Source organism: Chryseobacterium hagamense, assembly GCF_007991455.1.
Lineage (GTDB): Bacteria > Bacteroidota > Bacteroidia > Flavobacteriales > Weeksellaceae > Chryseobacterium > Chryseobacterium hagamense.
This window is the reverse complement of sequence record NZ_BJYJ01000002.1, coordinates 108,460-128,726: the sequence shown is the minus strand read 5'-3', so window position 1 is coordinate 128,726 and position 20,267 is coordinate 108,460. Positions and strand designations below refer to the sequence as shown.

The following is a 20,267-nucleotide window of genomic DNA, read 5'->3' as shown; positions in this document are numbered from 1 at the left end:
ATCCCGTGAAAGTTTAATATAAATGATGAAAAACAAAATTTTATGTGCGGAATAGCCGGAATTATCACTCCGAATGCCAGAAATTACCAGGAGGCCCTGATGAAAATGACGGATGCTATCGCCCATCGAGGCCCCGACTCGGCACATCATGAATTTTACGAGAATGCAGCCCTGGGTCATCGCAGACTTTCTATCATTGATCTTTCCGAAGGCGGAAAACAGCCGATGTTTTCCAGTAAAAAAAAAGAATGTATTGTCCTGAACGGGGAAATCTATGGCTATCAGGATATCAAATCTCAATATGCCGAATATCCTTATCGGGGGAATTCCGATACTGAAGTGATCCTGGCGATGTACCAGCGGAAACAGGAGAACCTTATCCACGATCTGCCCGGCATGTTTGCTTTTGCCATCTGGAATGATGAAAAACAGGAATTGTTCTGTGCCAGGGACCGTTTCGGAGAAAAACCTTTCTATTATGCTTTCGGAAGAAATAATGAATTTATCTTTGCTTCCGAGATAAAAGCTATTCTTGCATCGGGACTTGTCCGTCCGGAAGTGAGTACCGAAGCGATGTCACACTACCTTCAGCATGGCTATGTAAGTACCTATCAGAGTATTTATAAAAACATTCATACGCTGCCACCGGCCTACCAGCTGATCTGGAAAGAAGGCCGGGTAAATATTTCCAGATATTACAGCCTTCCTAAAAAAGACCGGGTGATCAGCCCGTCCGATGCAAAGGACGAATTTACTTATCTTCTGAAAAAAGCAGTAAAAAAACAGCTCGTGGCAGATGTTGAGGTAGGCAGCTTCCTGAGCGGAGGCCTGGATTCTTCTTCTATTGTCGCTTTGGTTGCCGAGTTTTTACCGAAGCAGACAACCATCAGTTTCGGCTACGATCATGAGGACAGCGAACTTAAATTTGCCAAAGAAATTGCTGATAAATACAGAACGAATCATATTGAAGTTCATGAGAAGAAGCAAGACCTGGCAACATCCCTGCTCAAAATTTCTCCGTTTTTCGATGAACCTTTCTCCGACATTTCTTTTATCCCGCATTTCGAGATTTGTAGGAACGCCAGAAAAAACCTGACGGTCGTTTTATCGGGAGATGCCGGCGACGAATTATTTGGCGGATACAATTTTTACAGGGTAGAAAATCAGCTGAAGAACCATTTCAGCTATAAAAATATTATTGCTCAGTTCGGATTAAATTTATACCAGAAGGTGAAACCCATCTCTTTTGTTTCCCAAAACAATATAAAACATAAAAATATCCTGGATTTTCACCGGAATTTTGTCCGGAACGCTTTCAATACTGAAGAACGGCTTGCCTTGGGTATTTCCTCGAAATATGAACAGCCCTACAGCTTTGTTCCTGATCCGGATTCTTTGAATGATCTGATGAGACATGATCTTGAGACCTATGTCCCGGCCAATATGATGGTAAAATCCGACCGGATGGCAATGGCCAATTCGCTGGAAGTAAGAACGCCTTTTCTGGATATTGATTTCGCTGAATTCTGCATCCAGCTTCCCGAACAGCTTAAGCTTACCAACGATAACGATAAAATCATCCTCCGCGAAGCGATGGGATCCTACTGGACGGAGACCATCAGAAAACGCCGTAAGCAGGGCTTCGGGATGAGCATCAAAACCTGGTTTGAAGAAGAGAACCTCATCAGATTGTCGGACCAGCTATTGAAAGATCCAAACCAGAAAATATTCAGCTATGTCGACTTTAAAGCTGCCCAAAAGTTTTTAAACAGGGATCATAAGCACTGGAACCTCTTGCAATTGGCGCTTTGGGCTCATCCTAATAAAAAATATTTTTAATGAAACAAATGAAAAAAAAAATCAGTGCTAACTTTTACTATTATCAGTGGGTATTTAATACACGAGGACTAAGAAAAAATTTCCCGAAATTTAAAATATTAAGTTTTACCGAAACCATTCGTCAGATCATAGAAGATAAAAAATCAATCAGCCGCTTCGGAGATGGGGAATTCCGTCTGTTTTTTCCGGAATTTGCCCTTGAATTTCAGGAAAACAGCGAAGAAATCAGTAAAAAATTAAAAGAGGTGGCAGCATCAGATCTTCCCAATCATCTGGTTTGCCTTCCTGAACCCTTTTATAGCTCAAAAAATTTTGATATCCCAACCAAATATTGGTGGAAAAAATTTATCAATGGGTACGGACAAAGAATCCTTCTTTTTTTAAACAGTGATAAAATCTATGGAAACCAGTTCATTACCCGGTTTTATATTGGATATAAAGATAAATCTGATCCTACCATTCTCCACACTGTTTCTCTATTAAAAAAAATATGGGAAAAACAGGAAATTTTGATTGTTGAAGGAAGATACTCACGATTGGGAGTAGGTAATGACTTGTTTGATAATGCAAAAACACTTGAAAGAATTATATGTCCTGTAAAAAATGCTTTCCGGTGTTACGATAAAATATTAAATGCCGTAAAAGAGCATGGTAAAAATAAGCTTGTTTTAATCTCATTGGGACCTACCGCAACCATCCTTGCTTATGATCTGGCCAAAGCAGCCTACTGGGCTCTGGACGTAGGACATATCGATATAGAATACATGTGGTTTTTGATGAAAGTAAAAGATAAAGTGTCAATAAGAGGACGTCATGTAAATGAAGCCAGCGAACAACAATCTTTTGATATCCCTGACGAGCTCAAGGATAAATACGAAAAAAGTATTATTTTAGACATCAACGAATGACCCTGACTGTTTCTATTATCATTCCCGTCTACAATGCTTCCCGGTTTTTAAGAAAATCGGTTGATTCTGCCTTGCAGTTTGATGAAGTGAAAGAAGTTATATTGGCAGAAGACGGCTCTACAGACGGTTCATTGGCCATCTGTAAAGAATTGGCTGCCGGAAATCCCAGAATACGTCTTTTCCAGCATCCAGACAAAGGCAACCATGGTGCCGGTGCCACCCGCAACCTCGGAATCGACCGGGCAACGCAGGAGTTTATCGCTTTTTTGGACGCCGATGATTATTATCTTCCCAACCGTTTTGATGCTGAAAAAGAAATTTTCAGAAATCCCGGAATAGATGGAGTGTTCGGAGCTATTGGAGTAGATTATCTATCAGAAAAAGGTAAAGAGGAATATCAGGCAAAATTTAAAGATGCACCGTTGACAACTGTAAACTACGCTGCAGAAGGAAAGGAAGTTTTTAAAGGGCTCCTGGGACTTACTCCTGAATTTTTCGGTTCGTTTTTTCATTTGAATGCACTGACGGTACGAAAGTCGGCTCTGGAAAAAACCGGACTTCGTTTCAACGCTGATCTCCGCGTACATCAGGATTCAGATTTTAACCTTAAGCTTTCCTATCATGGTTATCTGAAATCCGGAATCATCGATAAAGCTGTTGCGATGAGGGGTGTTCATGACGATAACCGGATTACCAAAATAAAACCCTATTCTGCAAAATTCTACCGGAACAGCCTTTTTTATAATGAATCCCTTTATCTATGGAGTAAAGCCAATAAACTGGAAAAAAAATATGCAAAAAAAATAAGGCTTAATTACCTTAGTTTTAAAATAGCCCACCAGAAAGGCTTAAAAAAATGGATCTCGTTTTTACTGACAGGTTTGAAGCATCCTGAATTTTTTAAAACAAGATATCGGTTTCATGCCCTAAACCATCCGTATGATCAATAAAAGAATAAATCAGGTCAAAAGGCTTATCAGTGATACTGTAGCCTTTTTGCATTTAAAACTTTATATCCCTCCTGAAAACGATAAGGTATTGCTCATCAGTTTCACCAATCCTAACCTTTATCACCGGTTTTTCTATCTGATGGTCAAGTTTTATCAGCTTTCAGGATATACCATCTGCTACCCTATGAATTTTTCAAGATTCAGGAATCTCAGGAATAAAGACCGCTACCTCGGACTTATGGTACGTGAAAAAAACTTTCTGAGCATCAATAAAAAAAATCTTCCACCAAATGTAATTGAGTTAAAGGATGAAATGTTCAGCCCGGATTACTTCGTCAATTATTTTGAACAACAGAACAAACAAGATAATGTATTTCATGTACCGATGAGCTTCCATCCGTTCATGTATAACCAGGGAATCTGGGATCATACAATCAATACGGACAGAAAACGGTTTAATTCAATCTTCTGTTACGGAAATTTCGACGAACAGGCTTATCTGGATATAAAAAGAACGGAGTTTACGGTAGAAACAAGAACCGGTCTGCTGGCATTTTTTCAGAAAAAGGAAAATTTCATCTCAATCCGCGGAAGAGAGGAAGTTATTTCTGCTGGTGATACCCTGAATGAAAAATATGTATTTGCCATAAAGGAAAACTATGGCATCAGGATGGAAGACATCCGGGAACTGCTTTCCCGCTTTAACTTTTATCTTTGCTGCCCGGGTGTTGTGATGCCCTTATGCCATAATGTGATTGAGGCCATGTCGGTAGGAACCATCCCCCTGATCCAGAAAGAATATGCCGAGGTCATGTATCCTAATCTGAGGCACCGGACCAATGCCGTTCTCTTTAAGGACCTCAATGAATTGGAGCATCTTATTCATAATGAGATATTTAAATATTCCGGACAGGAAATCCTGACCATGAAAAATAATGTCCTGGAGTATTACAAAAAATATCTTTCCCCTGCTGGAATGGTGAAGAACCTAAACCAAAGTATTTTGGAAAAAAAACTGATATATTTACAGGCAGAACACAGAAGTGTAAAATTTATTAAATAAAATATGGGAATTCTACAAGGCCAAATGGCCGGATTTTATGGAAAGAAAGCTTTTCAGGCTTTTTTTGAGCGCCTTTTCTTTATTGCTTTGAGAGGGATGAATTACGGTAACGGTTCGGATTATGAAAAAAGCGGTGAAAAATATATTTTCGGACTCATCAACAGAATTTTCTCTGATAAAGAAATTGTGATTTTCGATATCGGAGCCAACATTGGAGGCTACAGCAGAGCGCTTATTCAAAATATAAAGACTCCCTTCCGGATCTATGCATTTGAGCCTACTACATTCTGTGTGAATGAATTGGAAAAGATAGACCATATAAATTTCATCTATCATCAGTTGGGATTCAGCAACAATCCCGGAACAGCTGAAATACATTACGACTATGATGGTTCCGTATGGGCATCAATAGAAAACAGCGGGTATGAAAGGATTAAAAAGCAGCTCAGCAGAACAGAAACCATTAAGCTTGAAACAATAGATCGTTTTTTGGAAGAACATTCGATTTCTCATATCGACTTTTTAAAAATAGATGTTGAAGGGCATGAGCTGAAAGCTTTTCAGGGAGCAAAAGATGCTATTGAACACGGCCGTATTACAATGATACAGTTTGAATTCGGATTGGCAAGCCTGTATGCCGGAAACCGGTTAACAGATTTCTTCTCAATACTACAAAATTATGACATTTACAGGATCCTACAGGATGGCTTACAAAAAATGACGTATCACGAATCATTTGAAATTTACCTGACTACTAATTATTTAGCCGTAGATAAGAAGGCAAATTTTAAAATATCTTAAATATACACCCATTTTATAAAGATTACCCGCTGTAGAACTTCTTTTTATGATCCCAATTTTCTGAATATAGGTTTTATTCTGCTCTTGTAAGAAACACATCAATTATGAAAATCTCCGTTATCATTCCCGTCTACAATGCCGAAAAATATGTAACCCAGGCCGTAGAATCCGCTCTTCAGTTTGATGAAGTGCACGAAATCATTCTGGTTGAAGATAAGTCGCCGGACAATGCGTTAAAAGTCTGTAAGTATTTGACAGAAAAACACGACCGGGTAAAGCTTTTCCAACATCCCGATAAAGGAAATCATGGAGCCGGACCTACGAGAAATCTCGGGCTCGAAAAGGCCACCGGTGATTTTATCGCCTTTCTGGATGCCGATGATTATTATCTTCCTAACCGTTTTGATGCTGAAAAAGCGCTTTTTAAAGATCCGAATGTAGAAGGGGTCTATGGAGCACTTGGTGTACATTATTATTCCGAGAAAGCAAAAGAACAGTATTATCCGCTGTTTGAAGACAAACTGACCACGGTTTACAAAAAACATGACCCGAAAGAAGTATTTCCGGGCCAGCTGAATATGAGGGGAAGTTTCGGACTGTTCAGTATCGATTGCCTGACCATAAGAAGAGAGCCGATGTTCAGAAAACTGAAGCCGCTTTTTAAGACCCACCTGAGGCTTCATCAGGATACGGAGTTTTTATTCAGGCTTTCATACTACCTGGATCTTTATCCCGGAATTTTGGATCAGGCCATCGCTGTGAGAGGCGTTCATGAAAACAACAGGATTACTACGGTAGATTCAAAAAAAGTAAACCCCGCAATAACCAGGGTACTGCTCTGGAAGGAAATCAACGATTGGGCGCAAAATGAACAAACGGTTCCTGAAGAAGTAAAACGGCATATCAAAAGAATGCACCGCAGTTACGAAATCTCCCTTGCTCCCCCCTTTAAAAAATGGGGAATGATTGCAAAATATTTCATCACGGACTATCCAAGTATCCGATCCGGGCTCTATAATATCAATTTTAAGAAATATTTATTTTAATGATTATTCCTGATCATAAAAAAAACGATTTTCTCAATTATTTGCTTTTTTCCGGAACCATTCTGTTTATTATACTCAGAATTATTTTTTCCTCAGGACTGGTATCCCCTGACAGTATTGAATATTTCCTCCAGGCAAAAAATTTCTGGCACTATAAAACTGATTTTGCATTAAGCTATCCTTTTTTGATTAAAATTTTCAGCTTTTTATCAGGCGGGGAATTTATAGCTTCAAAGCTGATTAACCTACTTTCATATATAGCAATCATTACATTTTCTTATTCAAAAAAGTTCTTTTTCCCTCAAACCTTATTGGTTTTCTCATTTTATCCCTTGCTTCCTTTATATACGACCAGCTTGTCGGAGCCTCTTTATTTTTTGGTTAATTATGTTATCATTTATCATATCTATAAGCTGATTTGTGAAGGATATAGCGTGAAACGTACTGTTGCATTAGGCTTACTGTTCTTTGTATTGGTATCGGTAAGATTTGCAGGTGTTTTTGTATTTATATCATCAATCGTATTTTTTGGTTATTTTACGCTTATTAATAAATATTCTTTAAAACATTTCCTGCTTCTGCTTTTATTAACAGCCGCAGGTGTATCGTTTTATCTGCTTATCAATTACTTTTACTGCGGGTATCTTTTCGGGAACCGAAATCACCTTCATATTGAACAACATAGTTTTATTGATTTTATTGGCAAAATATTATCATCAAGCTTAAGAGATCTAAGTTTTATTAATGTAATAATCCATGAAGGAATAAAGTCCAGACTTTCTTTCCTGAATATCTGGGTCGGCCTGTTGATTTTAGTTGGCGTCACATTTATCATGATTAAGAAAAAACTTAATTATTTTGATATTTACCTGATTTTCTCATTTCTAATGGTATTTGCAGGGATTATATACAGCTACTATACCACCAAAATAGATAATTCGGCCCGCATAAAGAGCAACGCCAATTTATATCTGCTGCTATTTTTAATATTAAATATGAGATTTAAATACATTAACCTTTTTAAGATATTTATCATCTTCATCCTGTGTGTCAACACTCTCACTTTAATAAAATATTATGAGCCTATTTCTGGTTATTCTAAAAAATTCAGCAGCCTGATTTGCAGACCCGATACTGAAAATGTATGCATTGTCTATAAAGATTACCAGACCGAAAGAGTAAAGCCTAAAGTAATGATGTTTAAAGCATTTTTAATAGAAAAGGGCTATAAAATCATAGAAAATAAAGATTCCGCCCAGTATAAAAACCCATCTGATTGTTATATTCAGACGGATCGGATAATGAAGTGACGTGACGTGCGTGAAATAGAAGGAATAATAATTTAGATCCTGCAAAACAAAAAACCAAAGCAAACATCTTTCTGCTTTGGTTTAATTTATTTTAACTGATAATGTGCATTCCTATTTCAGGAATGCCGTTAAAGATCGTATAATAATCAATTTTACTTTACAAAAACCCCAATGTATTTTCCTTCGTACTCCACCACTGTTGTTTCAAAATGATTCTTTTCACAAAAGTCCTGGTAGGCGGAGTTGTCGCCGATATCATCACTGATAAAAATCCCTCCCGGCTTCAGACGCTTATAAAGTTCGTTATACGCCCAGAACCTTCCGTTGTAGCTCTTATCCGAATCATAATGGATCACATCGAAAGCAGGGGTTTCAGTAAAAATTTTAGGCAGGGATTCTTTATCGGCAAACCGGAAAAGTTTCCAGTACGGTTTCAGATTTTCCGGAACCACGCATCCCACATACTGATCTCCGTCCTGTGCCAGATAAGGCATATCGGAACTGTAAAGGGTTCCGTTTCTTTTTTCAAGAGATAAAAGGGCTGCCAGAGAAGACCAGCCATAGGCAACGCCCGTTTCTACAACATGCTTTGCTTCTACGGATTCACAGGCGTAATAAATCAGTTCCAATGCTCCGGCACCCCCCATTTTGATGGGGCACTCCTTTTGTTTCTGTTCCGATTTTTTTAATACTTCAGCATAAAGGGTACGGAAGGAATCCATCTTCATTCCGAAAAGTTTTGCAATGGCTTCCTGCTGGGAAACAGCCCTTGAAGCCGCCCAGGAATTTGTTTTTTCTTTTCCTTTGAAGGCGTTTTTTCGCTGTAAAGTGTTTTTTATGATTTTCCTTCTCAACTCGGGATAGAGGTCAGGCCTTTTAAGATACGCCAGAAGTGTTTTGAGAACCGATGATATTTCACTCACTGTGTTGAATTTAGGCCACAAAAATAATATTTTTTATGGTATAATACAATTAATTATCTTTGCGGTACAAATTATGAATTAAATATAATCCCAACATGCTGCACCTTATTTTTGAAAAGCTCCAACGCTGGCACCAGCTTTCCAAACTGAAAAAACATCCCAACACCTTTGTCAGAAGCATAAAAATAGGCATTAACAATCATTTTATTTTATCCGGAGAGGTAAAAAAAGTAATGATCGGGACGGCTGTGAATTTCAGGAATTACATCCATATTTTAGTAGATAAAAAAGCGGAGCTTATTATTGAAGACGGTGTTTTTATGAATAATTTCTGTTCGGTGAACTGCCTGAATTCAATTTTTATCGGGGAAAATACCCTTTTCGGGGAAAATGTAAAGCTTTACGATCACAATCACGCTTATGCGGCTGTCCCTGAATTTAAGGTTTCCCGTTCGGAATTTTCTACGGCACCGGTCAGGATCGGAAAAAACTGCTGGCTGGGAAGCAACGTTACGGTGCTAAAGGGCGTATCGATCGGCGACAACTGTATTATCGGGGCCGGATGTACCATTTTTAGAGATATTCCGGACAATACCAAAGTTTTCAATCAGCAGCAATTAATCTTTAAGCCCGTTGTATGAAGTTTTCGATCTTAATTGCCAATTATAACAACGGAAAGTATTTTAAAGAATGCTACGATTCCGTTATGGCCCAGGAATACCGGAACTGGGAAGCGGTGATCCTTGACGATGCCTCCACGGATGATTCCGTCAGTATCATCAAAAATATCATTAAAGGCGACAGCCGGTTCAGGTTTTTTGAAAACCCTGCAAACAGCGGTGTAGGCATTACCAAAAGTAAGCTTATTGAACTCGCAGAAGGTGATGTATGCGGATTCGTAGATCCGGATGATGCCATTACCCCTACTGCCGTTTCTTCCAGCATCAAAAATTTCCGGAAAAAAGTAGTCCTTACCTATTCCGTATTCATGAGCTGTGACGAAAATCTTAAGCCGCTGGCTCCCTTCAAAACCCGGCAGGTGAAAAACAATGATTCCTTTTTCTTTAACTACCCGATCCAGATCGCACATTTTGTATGTTTTGACAGAAAGATTTATCTGCAGACGGAAAAAATGAATACGACGATGAGAATTGCGGAGGACCAGGACCTGTACCTGAAGATGTATGAAAAAGGGAAAGTAAAATTCATTAATGAAGTCAATTACCTGTACCGGCTTCATTCGGGAGGAATTTCCCAGAATGACAATAAGCCGCAGTCTTACGAATACTTTGCGAAAGTAATTTTCCTTGCCATGAAACGCAGAAATTTAAAAAAAATAAACGGCAGGATTATTCCCGACGAATATACGCGTTCTCAGGATATTTATGATCTTCTGGAATATCAGCATTCCATTCCGTACAGGATAAAGAAAAAGATCGGAATCTTTACACAACAAATCTTCGGTTCATGGTAAAAAACAAGAAAATAAAAGTGCTTTTCAGACACCGGTCGATGGAAATGGGCGGCGTAGAAAAGGTCATGCTGAGTCTGCTGAAGAATCTCGACAGGGAACAGTTTGAAATGACGGTCTGTCTGAATATCAACCAGGGAGAGTTGAGGAATGAATTTCCTGAGCATGTACGAAAAGTCTACCTGACACCCGGTAAGGAAGATCTGTCCGGAAACGCGGCACTCCGGAACATCCAGCTCATTAAGAGAAGGATGCAGTTAAAAAAAATACAGCAGAAGCCGTCCCTTGCCGACAGTCTCTTAGGTGAAACATACGATATCGAGATTGCCATGACGTACGGTGATTTTGCATCAGTCCTTAATTCTACAAACAGACATTCAAAAAAAATCGGCTGGTTCCATTCTGAAATCAATCTGCCCAAACTGCAGCCCCTCGTACCCGGAATTCTGAAGAATTTCCCGGAATTTGACCAGATGATCTACTGCTCCCAGAAAATCAAGGATCTGATGCACCAGTATTACCCTGATCTCCGGTATCCACCCGAAGAAGTCATCATCAATGCTATTCCGATTGAGGAAATCCGGAAAAAGGCGGAAGAACCTCTTCAGCATCCGTCTGCAGGGCCGACCTTCGTATCAATCGGAAGACTGCATTCCAGAAAAGGTTATCATAAACTGATTGATGCTCACACAATGCTTATCCGCGAAGGTTTTTACCATACGGTCATTGTAGTGGGAGACGGAGAAGAACTGAAGAATCTCCAGCAGCAGATTGCGGGTAATAAAGTAACGGAATCTTTTATACTTACCGGAAGCCTGATGAATCCTTATCCATACGTTAAAAATGCAGACTATTTTATTCTTCCCTCGGAATCCGAGGCCTGGCCTCTGGTTATTGCAGAAGCCCTAATTCTTCAGAAACCCACGATTGCAACCCGCACCGGAGATATTCCTGCCATGATCAAGCATGGAAAAACGGGATATCTGATCAATTATGAAACCGATGAGATGTATGCATCAATGAAAAAATTTCTTACGGAACCGGAACTGGCAGATACGATAAGAAGGAACTTAGAAAATATCGATGCGCAATTCGATAATCAGAGAATATTCCACGCCGTAGAAGAAGTAATCCGGAATCTTCACACGGCCGGTCAGCATTAAAAAAACCGGATAGCCGGGCTATTCGGTTTTTATGGTCTTTTTGTATACTTTCGATTTTTTGTATTCATACGGCAGATTTTCCTTAAGCCATCCGTTGAGTTTTTCCCTGTCGTTCTCCAGATCCCTTGGATAAAGGGTATTCTGGTCGAGGAGCGATTCGGCATATTGTTCCGTGGAGCAGATAAATCTTGCCGGATTTCCTGAAAACACAACATTGTCAGGAATAGAATGCGTCAGTACGGAACCAGCTCCCAGAATGCAGTTGTCCCCCATCTCAACATCCTGCTGGATCACACAATTGGAACCGATGGTGCAGTTTTTTCCTATTTTTATCCTTCCGAAAATCCGGATGTCTTCAAATCCCTGAAGTCTTCTCAGCGTTTTCGTCGTTCCGCCGTGGTTGACGAATCTTGTTCCGCCGGCAATCTGGGTTTTATCCCCGATCTCAATCAGAAATGGTTCAGAACCGAAATACACCCGCTCGAAAATCTTTACGTCTTCCCCCAGCTTCAGCCCCTGCATCCGGCATACTTTTATATAAACCTTCATATACAGTCTTTCCCAAAAAGTAAAGGAGAAAAGCAGAACTCGCCAGAATAGGTACATAATCTATAAATGTATTAGTTATATTTCTTTTTTAAATCGTGTCGTAAAATCAATGGAGTGGGTGATAATCATTTTGCTCGGCACCTTGTACCGGTCCAGCTCCTCCCTGCATTTTTTCAGGATTTCCTTTTTCATTTCCTTTTCATCCAATCCTTCCTTAATAACAACCTTCGCACAGACCATCTGTCCGGTAATGGCATTATCTTTTGCAAAGACAGTGGAATCGATAACTTCCGGAAACTGATTAATAATATCTTCCACCTCTTTCGGAAGAACTTTCAGGCCTCCGACATTGATTACTTTATTTATTCTTCCTACTATTTTCAGATAGCCGTCTTCATCCACCTCTACCAGATCACCGGTAGCAAACCATCCTTCTTCCGTAAACTGGTTGCTTTCCTGGTTTACATAACCCGAAACCTGGACTTTCGATTTTAAATACAGTTGGGAATCTTCTATTTTATACTGATAATTCGGATCGATGATCCTGAAAAAAAGGCTGGTGGACGATTTACTTTCCGTTTTTAATATCCCGGTCTCGCTGGTGCCGAAAGTCTGCATGAATTTCACCGACGGAATTTTTATTTTAAGTTTATCCAACAGATGCTGCGGCATTCTTTCGGTACCGTAAGTGATCATTTTAAGACTCGACAGATCATAGGTATCGAAATCCTCAGTCATGAGCATCAGGTTAAGAAAAGTAGGACTTGTAGGAAGTACCTGGATATTTTTATCCTGAATGAGCTGTAAAATATATTCGGGATTTCTGTTTTCGGGAATCGTAATCTGTGAACCGTTATTCAGACAGCCCAGCAGCGTATTGATGCCTCCGATATGATCGAAAAGCAAAAAGAGGATAAAATTGAGGTTTTTCTGTTTTCTCGGCGCTTTGAATTCAGCAATAAGCGCACTGAGATCATGCACCATTACTTTGGGGACACCGGTGGTTCCGCTTGAAAAAAGCACAAGGCCGGCATGGTTTTCTTCCATGATCCGGTGATACTGATCAACTTTTTCCAAAGAGCCATTCTGTATTGAAATAACGGCAGGCTCCTCCTGTTTAAAAGTAATTACTTTATTCACTTTTGCGGCTTTCAGCTTATTCTGTACTTCAGAATCCGTGGTCGGGACAACAGGAACAATAATACAGGGATATTCCGATAATGCCAGCAGCAAAGCGATGCTTGCAAAACTGTAATCCGACTGAACGGCAATGACATCGCCTGAAGAAATATTTTCCTCAAGCCACTGTTTATAGGCCCCGATCTTTGCAAAAAGTTCAGGGTAGGTATAGGATCTGTTGTTCTCAACAATGCTTAATCCTGAATAATCACCAAACTGATCTATTTTCATAATCCTCCCAGATAAATAATTTGACCGGTAATAAAGTTGCTTTTCGGAGAGATAAAGAAGTCGATCACATTTTCCACATCCTCCAATTCTCCAAGGCGGTGAATCGTCTGCTGTTTCAGGAGCTCGTCAATTTTATCCTGCGGAACCGTTTTTATCAGATCGGTATAGATCGGCGAGGGTCCGATGGCATTCACAGTAATATTAAAGTCTGAAAGCTCCCTGGCAAGGATGGTCGTCATTTTTTCTACCGCCGCTTTGGAAGAAGCGTAGATCATTTCCCCTTCCAGATCCAGCGGAACCGCCACCGTGGAAAAATTAACGATTCTGCCGCCCGTATGCCTCATTACCTTGGCACATTCCCGGCTGAAGAAAAAACTTCCGTAAAAATTGGTTTCAAAAACTTTTTTTACCGTAGATCCCGGCGTCAGTAAGGAGTGGTTCAGCGAAGCAATTCCGGCATTGTTGATCAGGATATCGATTCCGCCAAACGCTTTTTTCGCCTGCCGGATCACTTCTTTTACATTTTTTTCGTCTGCAACATCACAGATAAAGTGGCGGTAATTTTCGTGGGAAAAACTGCTTTCGGTTCTGCTGCAGCCCAGGACATGATATCCCTGTTCGAGATAGTACCGGGTAAGATGAAGCCCGATGCCCTTGCGGTTGCCCGTTATAAATATGGTTTTATTCTTCATCGAGCTCCAGAATAAACTTTGTTAGCTCTGTAGGATTCAGAAAAGGGCTTGTAGTCCGGGACATGGCTTTTTCGGAAGAAAGATTAAAACTCCTGTCATACTTTTCTTCAAGCATTTCCTCCAGATCCACCAGAAAGTTTAAAAGGCCTATAGAATCAAAGATTCCGCTTTTTCCGATCAGTCTCTGATCGGGAGTAACTTCGTCAACTTCAATTCCGTTCGTCTCTACAAAATCCTGGAGGGCTTCTAAAACAAGGGTCTTTATTTCTTTCTCGTTCATTTGATTTTATTTTCTGCAAATCTAATGAAATTATTTCTTTCCGATCTATAATCAGCTGATGATAAACTTTAATAATCTATATTTTTTTCTAATTTTGCACAGCACTAAAGCTGACTTTAAAAAAGCCAAATGAAAAAAAAAATTCTGTTTATCTACTATCAGAATATAAAGCCTAACGGGGTATCCAAAGTCCTGAGCAACCTTGTTTCTGAACTTTCAGAACAGGAATATGAAATTGAAATCCTTTTTCTGATGGCCCCCCACAAGGATTTTTATCCTGTACGCCCTGATATAAAAAAACACTACATCGATTCTTTCGGACATCCATATTCAAGGATGGCCACCAACCTGTATAAAAATTTTAAATCCGTTCCAAAAATATACAGCCTGTACTCTTATTTATACGATTACGGATCATATAAGACATTAAAGAAATGGATCAGCGAAAATCATCATCCGTATGATACTATTGTATCCTGCTGGTACAAACTTTCTTCAATGCTGTCTACAGACCCGGAAGTCAGCAGGAAAACCATCGCCTGGGAACACATGGGCTATACTTCAGGGGGGTTTTTCTGGAATAAAACCATGCGGCCTTATTATAAAAACCTGAAACACATCGTAAGCACCAATATTCCCGGGGAACAACATTACCTGAAATTCAACAAGAATTCCCACACCATCTACAACCTCATGGACGATGCATTGGAAAACAACATGTTCATCCGGCCCGAGGATAAAAAAAATATCATCTCCGTTGTGGCAAGACTTGACCCTGAAAAGAACATCAGCGGATTTATAGATATTATTGCCCATACCCATCTGCCTCCCGGTTGGAAAGTCGTTATTATCGGAAGCGGCAGGGAAGAACAGAAAATCAGAAAGGAAGTGGCCGACAGAAATTTAGAGGATATCATTCAGCTTTTGGGCAGCCGGAATATGGATGAAGTGTACCGGCTTTTAAGAATATCCAGGATCAACTGCCTTACCTCAACGGAAGAAGCGCTTCCGACGATTTTAATTCAGGCGATGTTCTTTTCCAACGCATTGATCGCCTATGACTGCCAGTATGGCCCTTCGGACATCATCAATAAAAATAACGGTTTCCTGGTCCCTCTTCATAACAGGAAGGCCTTTATTGAAAAACTCGGGCATCTTACGGCAAACGAAGAAGCGCTTAACAGGCTGATGAAGTCGTCCTTCGATGAAACACACAAATGGAAAAAAGAAAAAATTATACAACAGTGGAAAAAAATACTTTAGCAGAAATAAAATTATCCATCATCGTTCCGGTTTACAATACACCCGTTCCCTTTGTTAAAGAATGTCTTGAAAGCATACAGAATTCGGGTATCCGGTATCCCTACGTAGTCATTATTGTAAACGACGGATCAACTGGTCCTGAAGTTACCCGGTTTTTAGATGAATCCTGTCTCCCACACTCAATAAAGATCAATAAAGAGAATTCGGGAGTATTGGCCACCAGAAATACAGGCTTAAAACTGGCAAAAGGCAAGCTTATTCTGTGTCTTGATTCTGATGACCTCCTGCTTTCCTCCATTAATGATGCCGTCAGCTACCTTAAGACCCATCGGAAATCCGACATTTTATACTGTGATCTTCAGTTTTTCGGAGATACCAGTTACCTTCATAAAAAGTGTGAATTCTCCAAGTTTCAGCTGATGTACGTAAGCAATATGCTCACGCCTTCCTCCACGCTTTTCAGAAGAGAAATCATCTCTGAGGTTTTATTTAATGAAAACCTTTCCTACTCGGAAGACCGGGATTTTTTTTCGAGAGCGGCAAGCCTGGGTTTTGCATTCAAGCATTTCTGCAAACCTTTCTGCAACTACCGGAAGCTCTATAACAACCAGTCTCTCTCGCAAAAAAATATCGGAATGAAAAATGAAGTGGAATCTTTTATCAAGGCTCAGTTCGATGCCCATCGGGAAATTACCCAGGAAGAAGTTAATAAATATGTTATCAATAATTTTACCGCACATAAGAAACATATTGCTAAATTGTTAATTATTATATTCTTCCCGTTTTTATATAAATTTTGGGTATCCAGAAAAATATATAAGAACAACATTGTCATAGATTAAAGATGAATAGCAAACTGAAAATCCTGATCCGCATCGGATCCCTCCGTCATGGCGGAGCAGAAAAAGTGCTGGTAACGTTTCTGAAAAATCTTCCGGCAGATAAATACGAGATCGATCTGCTGCTGAACCTGTATTCAGGAAAATACCTGCCGGAAGTTCCGGAGTGGATCAATATCCTGTACCTGCACAGAGGAGAGATGATTACGACTAACAGGCCGCATGAAATTCCCCGTAAGGCCGCCCGGGTACTGCACGAAAAAATCGTAAAGAAATTCCCGAACCTGCTGTATAAAAATAAATTAAAGAACAAACCCTATGACATCGAGTTTGCCGCCATTCACGGCATGAGGGATGAAATTCTGGGTTCTCCCCTTTCTTCCAAGAAAATTGTATGGATCCATAATGATCTTTCGGAGGTGAAAGGTTATACCGATGAGGAAATCCGGAAGTTTTTCGGCTTTGATAAAATTATGGTGATCTCAGAGAAAATCGAAAAGCTTTTTCACGGTCTGGCCAAAGATCAGGCGGAGCAAAGCAAAATTGTAAAAATCTACAATCCCCTAGATACGGAGGAGTTTGTTTCTAAAGCAGAAATGCCGGTAACCCATTACAGTTTCGATCAATCCGTCCCTACATTCATCTCCGTAGGGACCGTTTTTCCCCAAAAAGGCTTCGACCGGTTGCTGAAGGTTCATCAAAGGCTTCTCCGTGAAGGTTTCAGGCATAAAGTCATGATTGTGGGAGACGGTTATGATTTCGAAAATATCAGAAAACTGAAATCGGATCTCGGAGTAGATCAGACGGCGGTAATGCTGGGATTTACCGACAATCCGTATCCTTATTTTAAAAAAGCGGATTTTTACGTTTTAAGTTCCCGGTACGAAGGCTTTCCGACAGTTCTTTTTGAAGCCATCACTTTAAAAAAGAAAATTATTTCCACGGAAGTCTCCGGCTCGGCTGAAATGCTGAACAATGGCGAATTGGGACTGCTGGTTGAAAATTCCGAGGAAGGAATTTATTCCGGGATGAAACAGGCGCTCATCGATCCGGGAAGCTTTCAGAAGTATACCGAAAAGCTGAAATCCTATGAAATGCCTTTTACGCTTAAAAATTCTGTAGAAAAAATAATATCAGTCCTTGATGGTCTTTAACATTTCTTTTCAACCTAAACCGTAAATTTTTACTTTTGTGCTATGGCCGAAAAATATTCTACCCTTCAGAAAGACTTTTTCAGGGAAAGCGGAAAATGGCTTTCCACATTTCAGATCTGGAAGAAATGCATTAATCCTAATCTTCATTTTATCTATGTATTAAGGATGGCTCAGAAATACCGGAAGACACCGGGTTTCAATACTTTCTGGAGAATTGTTTTAAGGCATTATCAGATTAAATACGGATTCCAGATTTACCCGGAAACGGAGATCGGGGAAGGTTTTTACCTGGGGCACTGGGGAAGCCTTGTCATTAACCCCCAAACAGTCATCGGTAAGAACTGCAATATTGCACAGGGCGTAACGATCGGCCGGCAAAACCGCGGAAAAAATGAAGGATCGCCTGTTATAGGAAATGAAGTATGGATCGGAGCCAATGCAGTTATCGTAGGCGCAGTCACGATCGGAAATAATGTATTGATTGTCCCAAATTCTTATGTTAACTTTGATGTTCCTTCCAATTCTGTCGTCATAGGAAACCCGGCAAAGATCATTCCTGCAGACAATGCCACAAGAGAGTATATCAACCGCAAAGTGTAGTCATCCCCGGCACACTTGTATCAAAATTTCTACACGCAGATATCGGCTATTTCATATACTTTTGCAAAATGTATTGTTTAATTGTGACATCATGATCTAAATCCCGTTTTGTGAAAAATATTGTGTTTCACAATACCGATAGCATCAGTCCTTCAATGCAGCCTATTCTGAATAAACCGCTTCATCTTAAAAACATGATCCGGGCTTACTATTAATGTAAAAATAACCTTTGATGAAAAATATACTTCTTACGATATCCTCTCTCTACCTGATGCATTAGATAGTGGCATTCTTTTTTATAACCGAACTTTGAATGCGAAGAAACAGATTGGCATCATGAAATGGTCACCTTTGATCTTTTAAAGTTTTTTTAAACTGCTACAGAACCTGGATCTCAAAAATGATCTGATTTTAATGCTCTTCATTCAGCACATGATCCGATGGTCAGCAGATGACCGTAAAAACTACTTCTAACTGATCTTAACCGCTCAGAAAATCAACACAAATATGCTCAAAAAAATAATTCTTACCCTGCTTATCATTGTATACCTTACAGGTTTTCTTCTTTCTTTCCCCTATATCTTCGATCATCTTTTCGGAGCTGAAAAGCTGGACAGCATCCGAAATTTTTTTGAATATGGAACCATGTTTTGTTCCTTCCTCGTATTCAACGCACTTCTTTTTAAGAATAAATATACTTCGGTAATAGCGATTATCCTATGCCTGGTATTAAGTCTGAACTTTCTGATTTCAGCGTCCTGCTATCTTATTTATCATTCCGGATTTAATGTAGGAATGGCCATCAGTATTCTTGAATCCAATCCGGATGAGGTTATGAGCATGTCTTATATGTTTATCCTGCCGGGTATCTTGTTTTTAGTTTTTTTGGGAATGCTCCTCTACTCCGTCAGTTATCTTAAGAAAGACGTGGTAAAATTCAATGCGAAATTTATCATTATTGCTTTGTTATGGCTTATCCTCCCATTCGTATACCACTTCAAACATACTTATATAAGCAACAAAGGTGGAGGAAAGATGATCAAAAATGTATATTATCATCTCTCAGATTTCAATATGGCATTAAATATCCAGAGAGAAATCAATGAAATAAAAAGGAATGTTCCTGTTTTCGACATTAAAAAAATACAGCCCGGTATAAAAAATGTAATCCTGATTATTGGAGAATCAGAAAGAAATCAAAACATGTCATTGTATGGCTATCATAAAAAAACGACTCCACATATGGATGAGCAGGCGGGAAATATGATGATTTTTGACCATGCCGTTTCTCCCGCGGGAATCACCAATCTGAGTGTTCCCTTAATTCTTTCAAGCATTCATCCGGACGAATTCCGATATCATTATAACAGGTTGTCTTATAACATTATCAATCTGGCCAACCAAAGCGGATATCATTCTTTCTGGTTCAGCACACAGGCCAGCGCCAGAGGAATAACTGCCATAGCTTCTATGGCTAAAAATAAAAAATGGATCAATGGTTTTGATGAAGTGCTTGTCCCTGAGCTGAAAAAGGTCATTCAGAAGAAAGAAGATAAATTTATTGTTCTCCATATCACCGGAAGCCACCCTAACCCCTGCAACAGGACGCCTCCTAACTGGAATTCTGAAGGGATGGACTGCTATGACAGCTCTATAAGATACACGGATTCCGTTTTCAAAAATATTGTCAGCATCCTGAAAAGCACGAATTCCGTAGTGATCTATACATCCGATCACGGACTGAAAATACAAGGCGACAGGTTGCTTCATGTGGATTCTAAAGAATCTACACAGGTGCCGTTTTTTGTTTGGTACGGTGATAAAGTATCAGCAAATTACAGAATTACCGGACATGAACCTAAGCAGACCCAAACGACTTATATTTATCCGCTTATCATGAAATACATGGGACTGGAAGCTCCTCGGCACTATAAAAATGAAGGAAATAAATATCTGAATTTAGAGATGAAAAGTATAGAGTACGGTAAGCTGCCGGAATAATCAGT

20 protein-coding genes are annotated in these 20,267 nt (G+C 39.6%); 15 read left to right on the top strand and 5 right to left on the bottom strand.

Going from position 1 to position 20,267, the window contains the following annotated elements; translation table 11 throughout:
• Positions 1-42 precede the first annotated feature (42 nt).
• The 7 genes from asnB (at position 43) to CHA01nite_RS03465 (ending at position 7,917) form a co-directional block, all read left to right on the top strand.
• Complete coding sequence (gene asnB / locus CHA01nite_RS03495) at positions 43-1,839, top strand: asparagine synthase (glutamine-hydrolyzing) (RefSeq protein ID WP_146939841.1); 1,797 nt, start codon at positions 43-45, stop codon at positions 1,837-1,839.
• A gap of 8 nt (positions 1,840-1,847) precedes the next feature.
• Positions 1,848-2,747: a GT-D fold domain-containing glycosyltransferase gene (locus CHA01nite_RS03490; protein ID WP_170234680.1), complete on the top strand. Its 900-nt coding sequence runs from the start codon at positions 1,848-1,850 to the stop codon at positions 2,745-2,747.
• Complete coding sequence (locus tag CHA01nite_RS03485; protein ID WP_146939839.1) at positions 2,744-3,697, top strand: glycosyltransferase family 2 protein; 954 nt, start codon at positions 2,744-2,746, stop codon at positions 3,695-3,697. The genes CHA01nite_RS03490 and CHA01nite_RS03485 overlap by 4 nt, the downstream gene beginning before the upstream one ends.
• Positions 3,687-4,760, top strand: coding sequence for a hypothetical protein (locus tag CHA01nite_RS03480; protein WP_146939838.1), 1,074 nt, complete (start codon positions 3,687-3,689; stop codon positions 4,758-4,760). The genes CHA01nite_RS03485 and CHA01nite_RS03480 overlap by 11 nt, the downstream gene beginning before the upstream one ends.
• A gap of 3 nt (positions 4,761-4,763) precedes the next feature.
• Positions 4,764-5,561 (top strand): FkbM family methyltransferase, encoded by a 798-nt coding sequence (locus tag CHA01nite_RS03475; RefSeq protein WP_146939837.1) that lies wholly within the window; start codon positions 4,764-4,766, stop codon positions 5,559-5,561.
• 104 nt (positions 5,562-5,665) lie between these two features.
• Positions 5,666-6,607, top strand: a complete 942-nt coding sequence (locus CHA01nite_RS03470) for a glycosyltransferase (RefSeq protein WP_146939836.1) — start codon at positions 5,666-5,668, stop codon at positions 6,605-6,607.
• Positions 6,607-7,917 (top strand): hypothetical protein, encoded by a 1,311-nt coding sequence (locus CHA01nite_RS03465; protein ID WP_146939835.1) that lies wholly within the window; start codon positions 6,607-6,609, stop codon positions 7,915-7,917. The genes CHA01nite_RS03470 and CHA01nite_RS03465 overlap by 1 nt, the downstream gene beginning before the upstream one ends.
• Positions 7,918-8,069: 152 nt before the next feature.
• Here the strand turns inward: CHA01nite_RS03465 and CHA01nite_RS03460 are convergent, their stop codons facing one another.
• Positions 8,070-8,840 carry a class I SAM-dependent methyltransferase gene (locus CHA01nite_RS03460; RefSeq protein WP_146939834.1) on the bottom strand — a complete coding sequence of 257 codons (771 nt, stop codon included), beginning with the start codon at positions 8,838-8,840 and terminating at the stop codon, positions 8,070-8,072.
• Between the two features lie 95 nt (positions 8,841-8,935).
• On the opposite strand from CHA01nite_RS03460, the gene CHA01nite_RS03455 reads away from it, so the two are divergent.
• The 3 genes from CHA01nite_RS03455 to CHA01nite_RS03445 are packed head-to-tail and all read left to right on the top strand — an operon-like array spanning position 8,936 to position 11,474.
• Positions 8,936-9,481, top strand: coding sequence for an acyltransferase (locus CHA01nite_RS03455; protein ID WP_146939833.1), 546 nt, complete (start codon positions 8,936-8,938; stop codon positions 9,479-9,481).
• The gene (locus CHA01nite_RS03450) at positions 9,478-10,314 is read left to right on the top strand and encodes a glycosyltransferase family 2 protein (RefSeq protein WP_146939832.1); all 837 of its coding nucleotides are present in this window, start codon (positions 9,478-9,480) and stop codon (positions 10,312-10,314) included. The genes CHA01nite_RS03455 and CHA01nite_RS03450 overlap by 4 nt, the downstream gene beginning before the upstream one ends.
• The gene (locus tag CHA01nite_RS03445; RefSeq protein ID WP_146939831.1) at positions 10,308-11,474 is read left to right on the top strand and encodes a glycosyltransferase; all 1,167 of its coding nucleotides are present in this window, start codon (positions 10,308-10,310) and stop codon (positions 11,472-11,474) included. Before CHA01nite_RS03450 ends, CHA01nite_RS03445 begins: the two co-directional genes overlap by 7 nt.
• An 18-nt stretch (positions 11,475-11,492) precedes the next feature.
• Here the strand turns inward: CHA01nite_RS03445 and CHA01nite_RS03440 are convergent, their stop codons facing one another.
• The 4 genes from CHA01nite_RS03440 to CHA01nite_RS03425 all read right to left on the bottom strand — a co-directional run bounded on the left by CHA01nite_RS03440 (position 11,493) and on the right by CHA01nite_RS03425 (position 14,405).
• Positions 11,493-12,023, bottom strand: a complete 531-nt coding sequence (locus CHA01nite_RS03440; protein WP_228458328.1) for an acyltransferase — start codon at positions 12,021-12,023, stop codon at positions 11,493-11,495.
• A gap of 75 nt (positions 12,024-12,098) precedes the next feature.
• Positions 12,099-13,433: an ANL family adenylate-forming protein gene (locus tag CHA01nite_RS03435; protein ID WP_146939829.1), complete on the bottom strand. Its 1,335-nt coding sequence runs from the start codon at positions 13,431-13,433 to the stop codon at positions 12,099-12,101.
• Entirely contained in the window at positions 13,430-14,125 is a 696-nt protein-coding gene (locus CHA01nite_RS03430) for an SDR family NAD(P)-dependent oxidoreductase (RefSeq protein WP_146939828.1), read from the bottom strand. The genes CHA01nite_RS03435 and CHA01nite_RS03430 overlap by 4 nt, the downstream gene beginning before the upstream one ends.
• Positions 14,115-14,405 carry a hypothetical protein gene (locus CHA01nite_RS03425; RefSeq protein WP_146939827.1) on the bottom strand — a complete coding sequence of 97 codons (291 nt, stop codon included), beginning with the start codon at positions 14,403-14,405 and terminating at the stop codon, positions 14,115-14,117. Before CHA01nite_RS03425 ends, CHA01nite_RS03430 begins: the two co-directional genes overlap by 11 nt.
• 129 nt (positions 14,406-14,534) lie before the next feature.
• Here CHA01nite_RS03425 and CHA01nite_RS03420 point away from each other — a divergent pair, with 129 nt between their 5' ends.
• From CHA01nite_RS03420 to CHA01nite_RS03400, 5 genes are all read left to right on the top strand, one after another.
• Positions 14,535-15,668 (top strand): glycosyltransferase, encoded by a 1,134-nt coding sequence (locus CHA01nite_RS03420; RefSeq protein ID WP_146939826.1) that lies wholly within the window; start codon positions 14,535-14,537, stop codon positions 15,666-15,668.
• Positions 15,623-16,510: a glycosyltransferase gene (locus CHA01nite_RS03415; RefSeq protein WP_146939825.1), complete on the top strand. Its 888-nt coding sequence runs from the start codon at positions 15,623-15,625 to the stop codon at positions 16,508-16,510. The genes CHA01nite_RS03420 and CHA01nite_RS03415 overlap by 46 nt, the downstream gene beginning before the upstream one ends.
• A gap of 2 nt (positions 16,511-16,512) precedes the next feature.
• Positions 16,513-17,661, top strand: coding sequence for a glycosyltransferase (locus CHA01nite_RS03410; RefSeq protein WP_146939824.1), 1,149 nt, complete (start codon positions 16,513-16,515; stop codon positions 17,659-17,661).
• 42 nt (positions 17,662-17,703) lie between these two features.
• A complete protein-coding gene (locus tag CHA01nite_RS03405; RefSeq protein WP_146939823.1) occupies positions 17,704-18,261 on the top strand; it encodes a serine acetyltransferase in 558 nt (185 codons plus the stop codon).
• Between the two features lie 507 nt (positions 18,262-18,768).
• On the top strand, positions 18,769-20,262 hold the full coding sequence (locus CHA01nite_RS03400; RefSeq protein ID WP_146939822.1) for a phosphoethanolamine transferase: 1,494 nt from the start codon (positions 18,769-18,771) through the stop codon (positions 20,260-20,262).
• Positions 20,263-20,267: the final 5 nt, after the last annotated feature.

Excerpts from the sequence above, each read along its gene's own strand:
- CHA01nite_RS03405 (WP_146939823.1), top strand. The coding sequence starts at position 17,704 with ATGGCCGAAAAATATTCTACCCTTCAGAAAGACTTTTTCAGGGAAAGC.
- CHA01nite_RS03445 (WP_146939831.1), top strand. The coding sequence starts at position 10,308 with ATGGTAAAAAACAAGAAAATAAAAGTGCTTTTCAGACACCGGTCGATG.
- CHA01nite_RS03415 (WP_146939825.1), top strand. The coding sequence starts at position 15,623 with ATGGAAAAAAGAAAAAATTATACAACAGTGGAAAAAAATACTTTAGCA.
- CHA01nite_RS03470 (WP_146939836.1), top strand. The coding sequence starts at position 5,666 with ATGAAAATCTCCGTTATCATTCCCGTCTACAATGCCGAAAAATATGTA.
- CHA01nite_RS03465 (WP_146939835.1), top strand. The coding sequence starts at position 6,607 with ATGATTATTCCTGATCATAAAAAAAACGATTTTCTCAATTATTTGCTT.
- CHA01nite_RS03485 (WP_146939839.1), top strand. The coding sequence starts at position 2,744 with ATGACCCTGACTGTTTCTATTATCATTCCCGTCTACAATGCTTCCCGG.
- CHA01nite_RS03425 (WP_146939827.1), bottom strand. The coding sequence starts at position 14,405 with ATGAACGAGAAAGAAATAAAGACCCTTGTTTTAGAAGCCCTCCAGGAT.
- CHA01nite_RS03455 (WP_146939833.1), top strand. The coding sequence starts at position 8,936 with ATGCTGCACCTTATTTTTGAAAAGCTCCAACGCTGGCACCAGCTTTCC.
- CHA01nite_RS03410 (WP_146939824.1), top strand. The coding sequence starts at position 16,513 with ATGAATAGCAAACTGAAAATCCTGATCCGCATCGGATCCCTCCGTCAT.
- CHA01nite_RS03490 (WP_170234680.1), top strand. The coding sequence starts at position 1,848 with ATGAAAAAAAAAATCAGTGCTAACTTTTACTATTATCAGTGGGTATTT.
- CHA01nite_RS03430 (WP_146939828.1), bottom strand. The coding sequence starts at position 14,125 with ATGAAGAATAAAACCATATTTATAACGGGCAACCGCAAGGGCATCGGG.
- CHA01nite_RS03450 (WP_146939832.1), top strand. The coding sequence starts at position 9,478 with ATGAAGTTTTCGATCTTAATTGCCAATTATAACAACGGAAAGTATTTT.
- CHA01nite_RS03400 (WP_146939822.1), top strand. The coding sequence starts at position 18,769 with ATGCTCAAAAAAATAATTCTTACCCTGCTTATCATTGTATACCTTACA.
- CHA01nite_RS03420 (WP_146939826.1), top strand. The coding sequence starts at position 14,535 with ATGAAAAAAAAAATTCTGTTTATCTACTATCAGAATATAAAGCCTAAC.
- CHA01nite_RS03480 (WP_146939838.1), top strand. The coding sequence starts at position 3,687 with ATGATCAATAAAAGAATAAATCAGGTCAAAAGGCTTATCAGTGATACT.
- CHA01nite_RS03435 (WP_146939829.1), bottom strand. The coding sequence starts at position 13,433 with ATGAAAATAGATCAGTTTGGTGATTATTCAGGATTAAGCATTGTTGAG.
- CHA01nite_RS03475 (WP_146939837.1), top strand. The coding sequence starts at position 4,764 with ATGGGAATTCTACAAGGCCAAATGGCCGGATTTTATGGAAAGAAAGCT.
- CHA01nite_RS03440 (WP_228458328.1), bottom strand. The coding sequence starts at position 12,023 with ATGAAGGTTTATATAAAAGTATGCCGGATGCAGGGGCTGAAGCTGGGG.
- asnB (WP_146939841.1), top strand. The coding sequence starts at position 43 with ATGTGCGGAATAGCCGGAATTATCACTCCGAATGCCAGAAATTACCAG.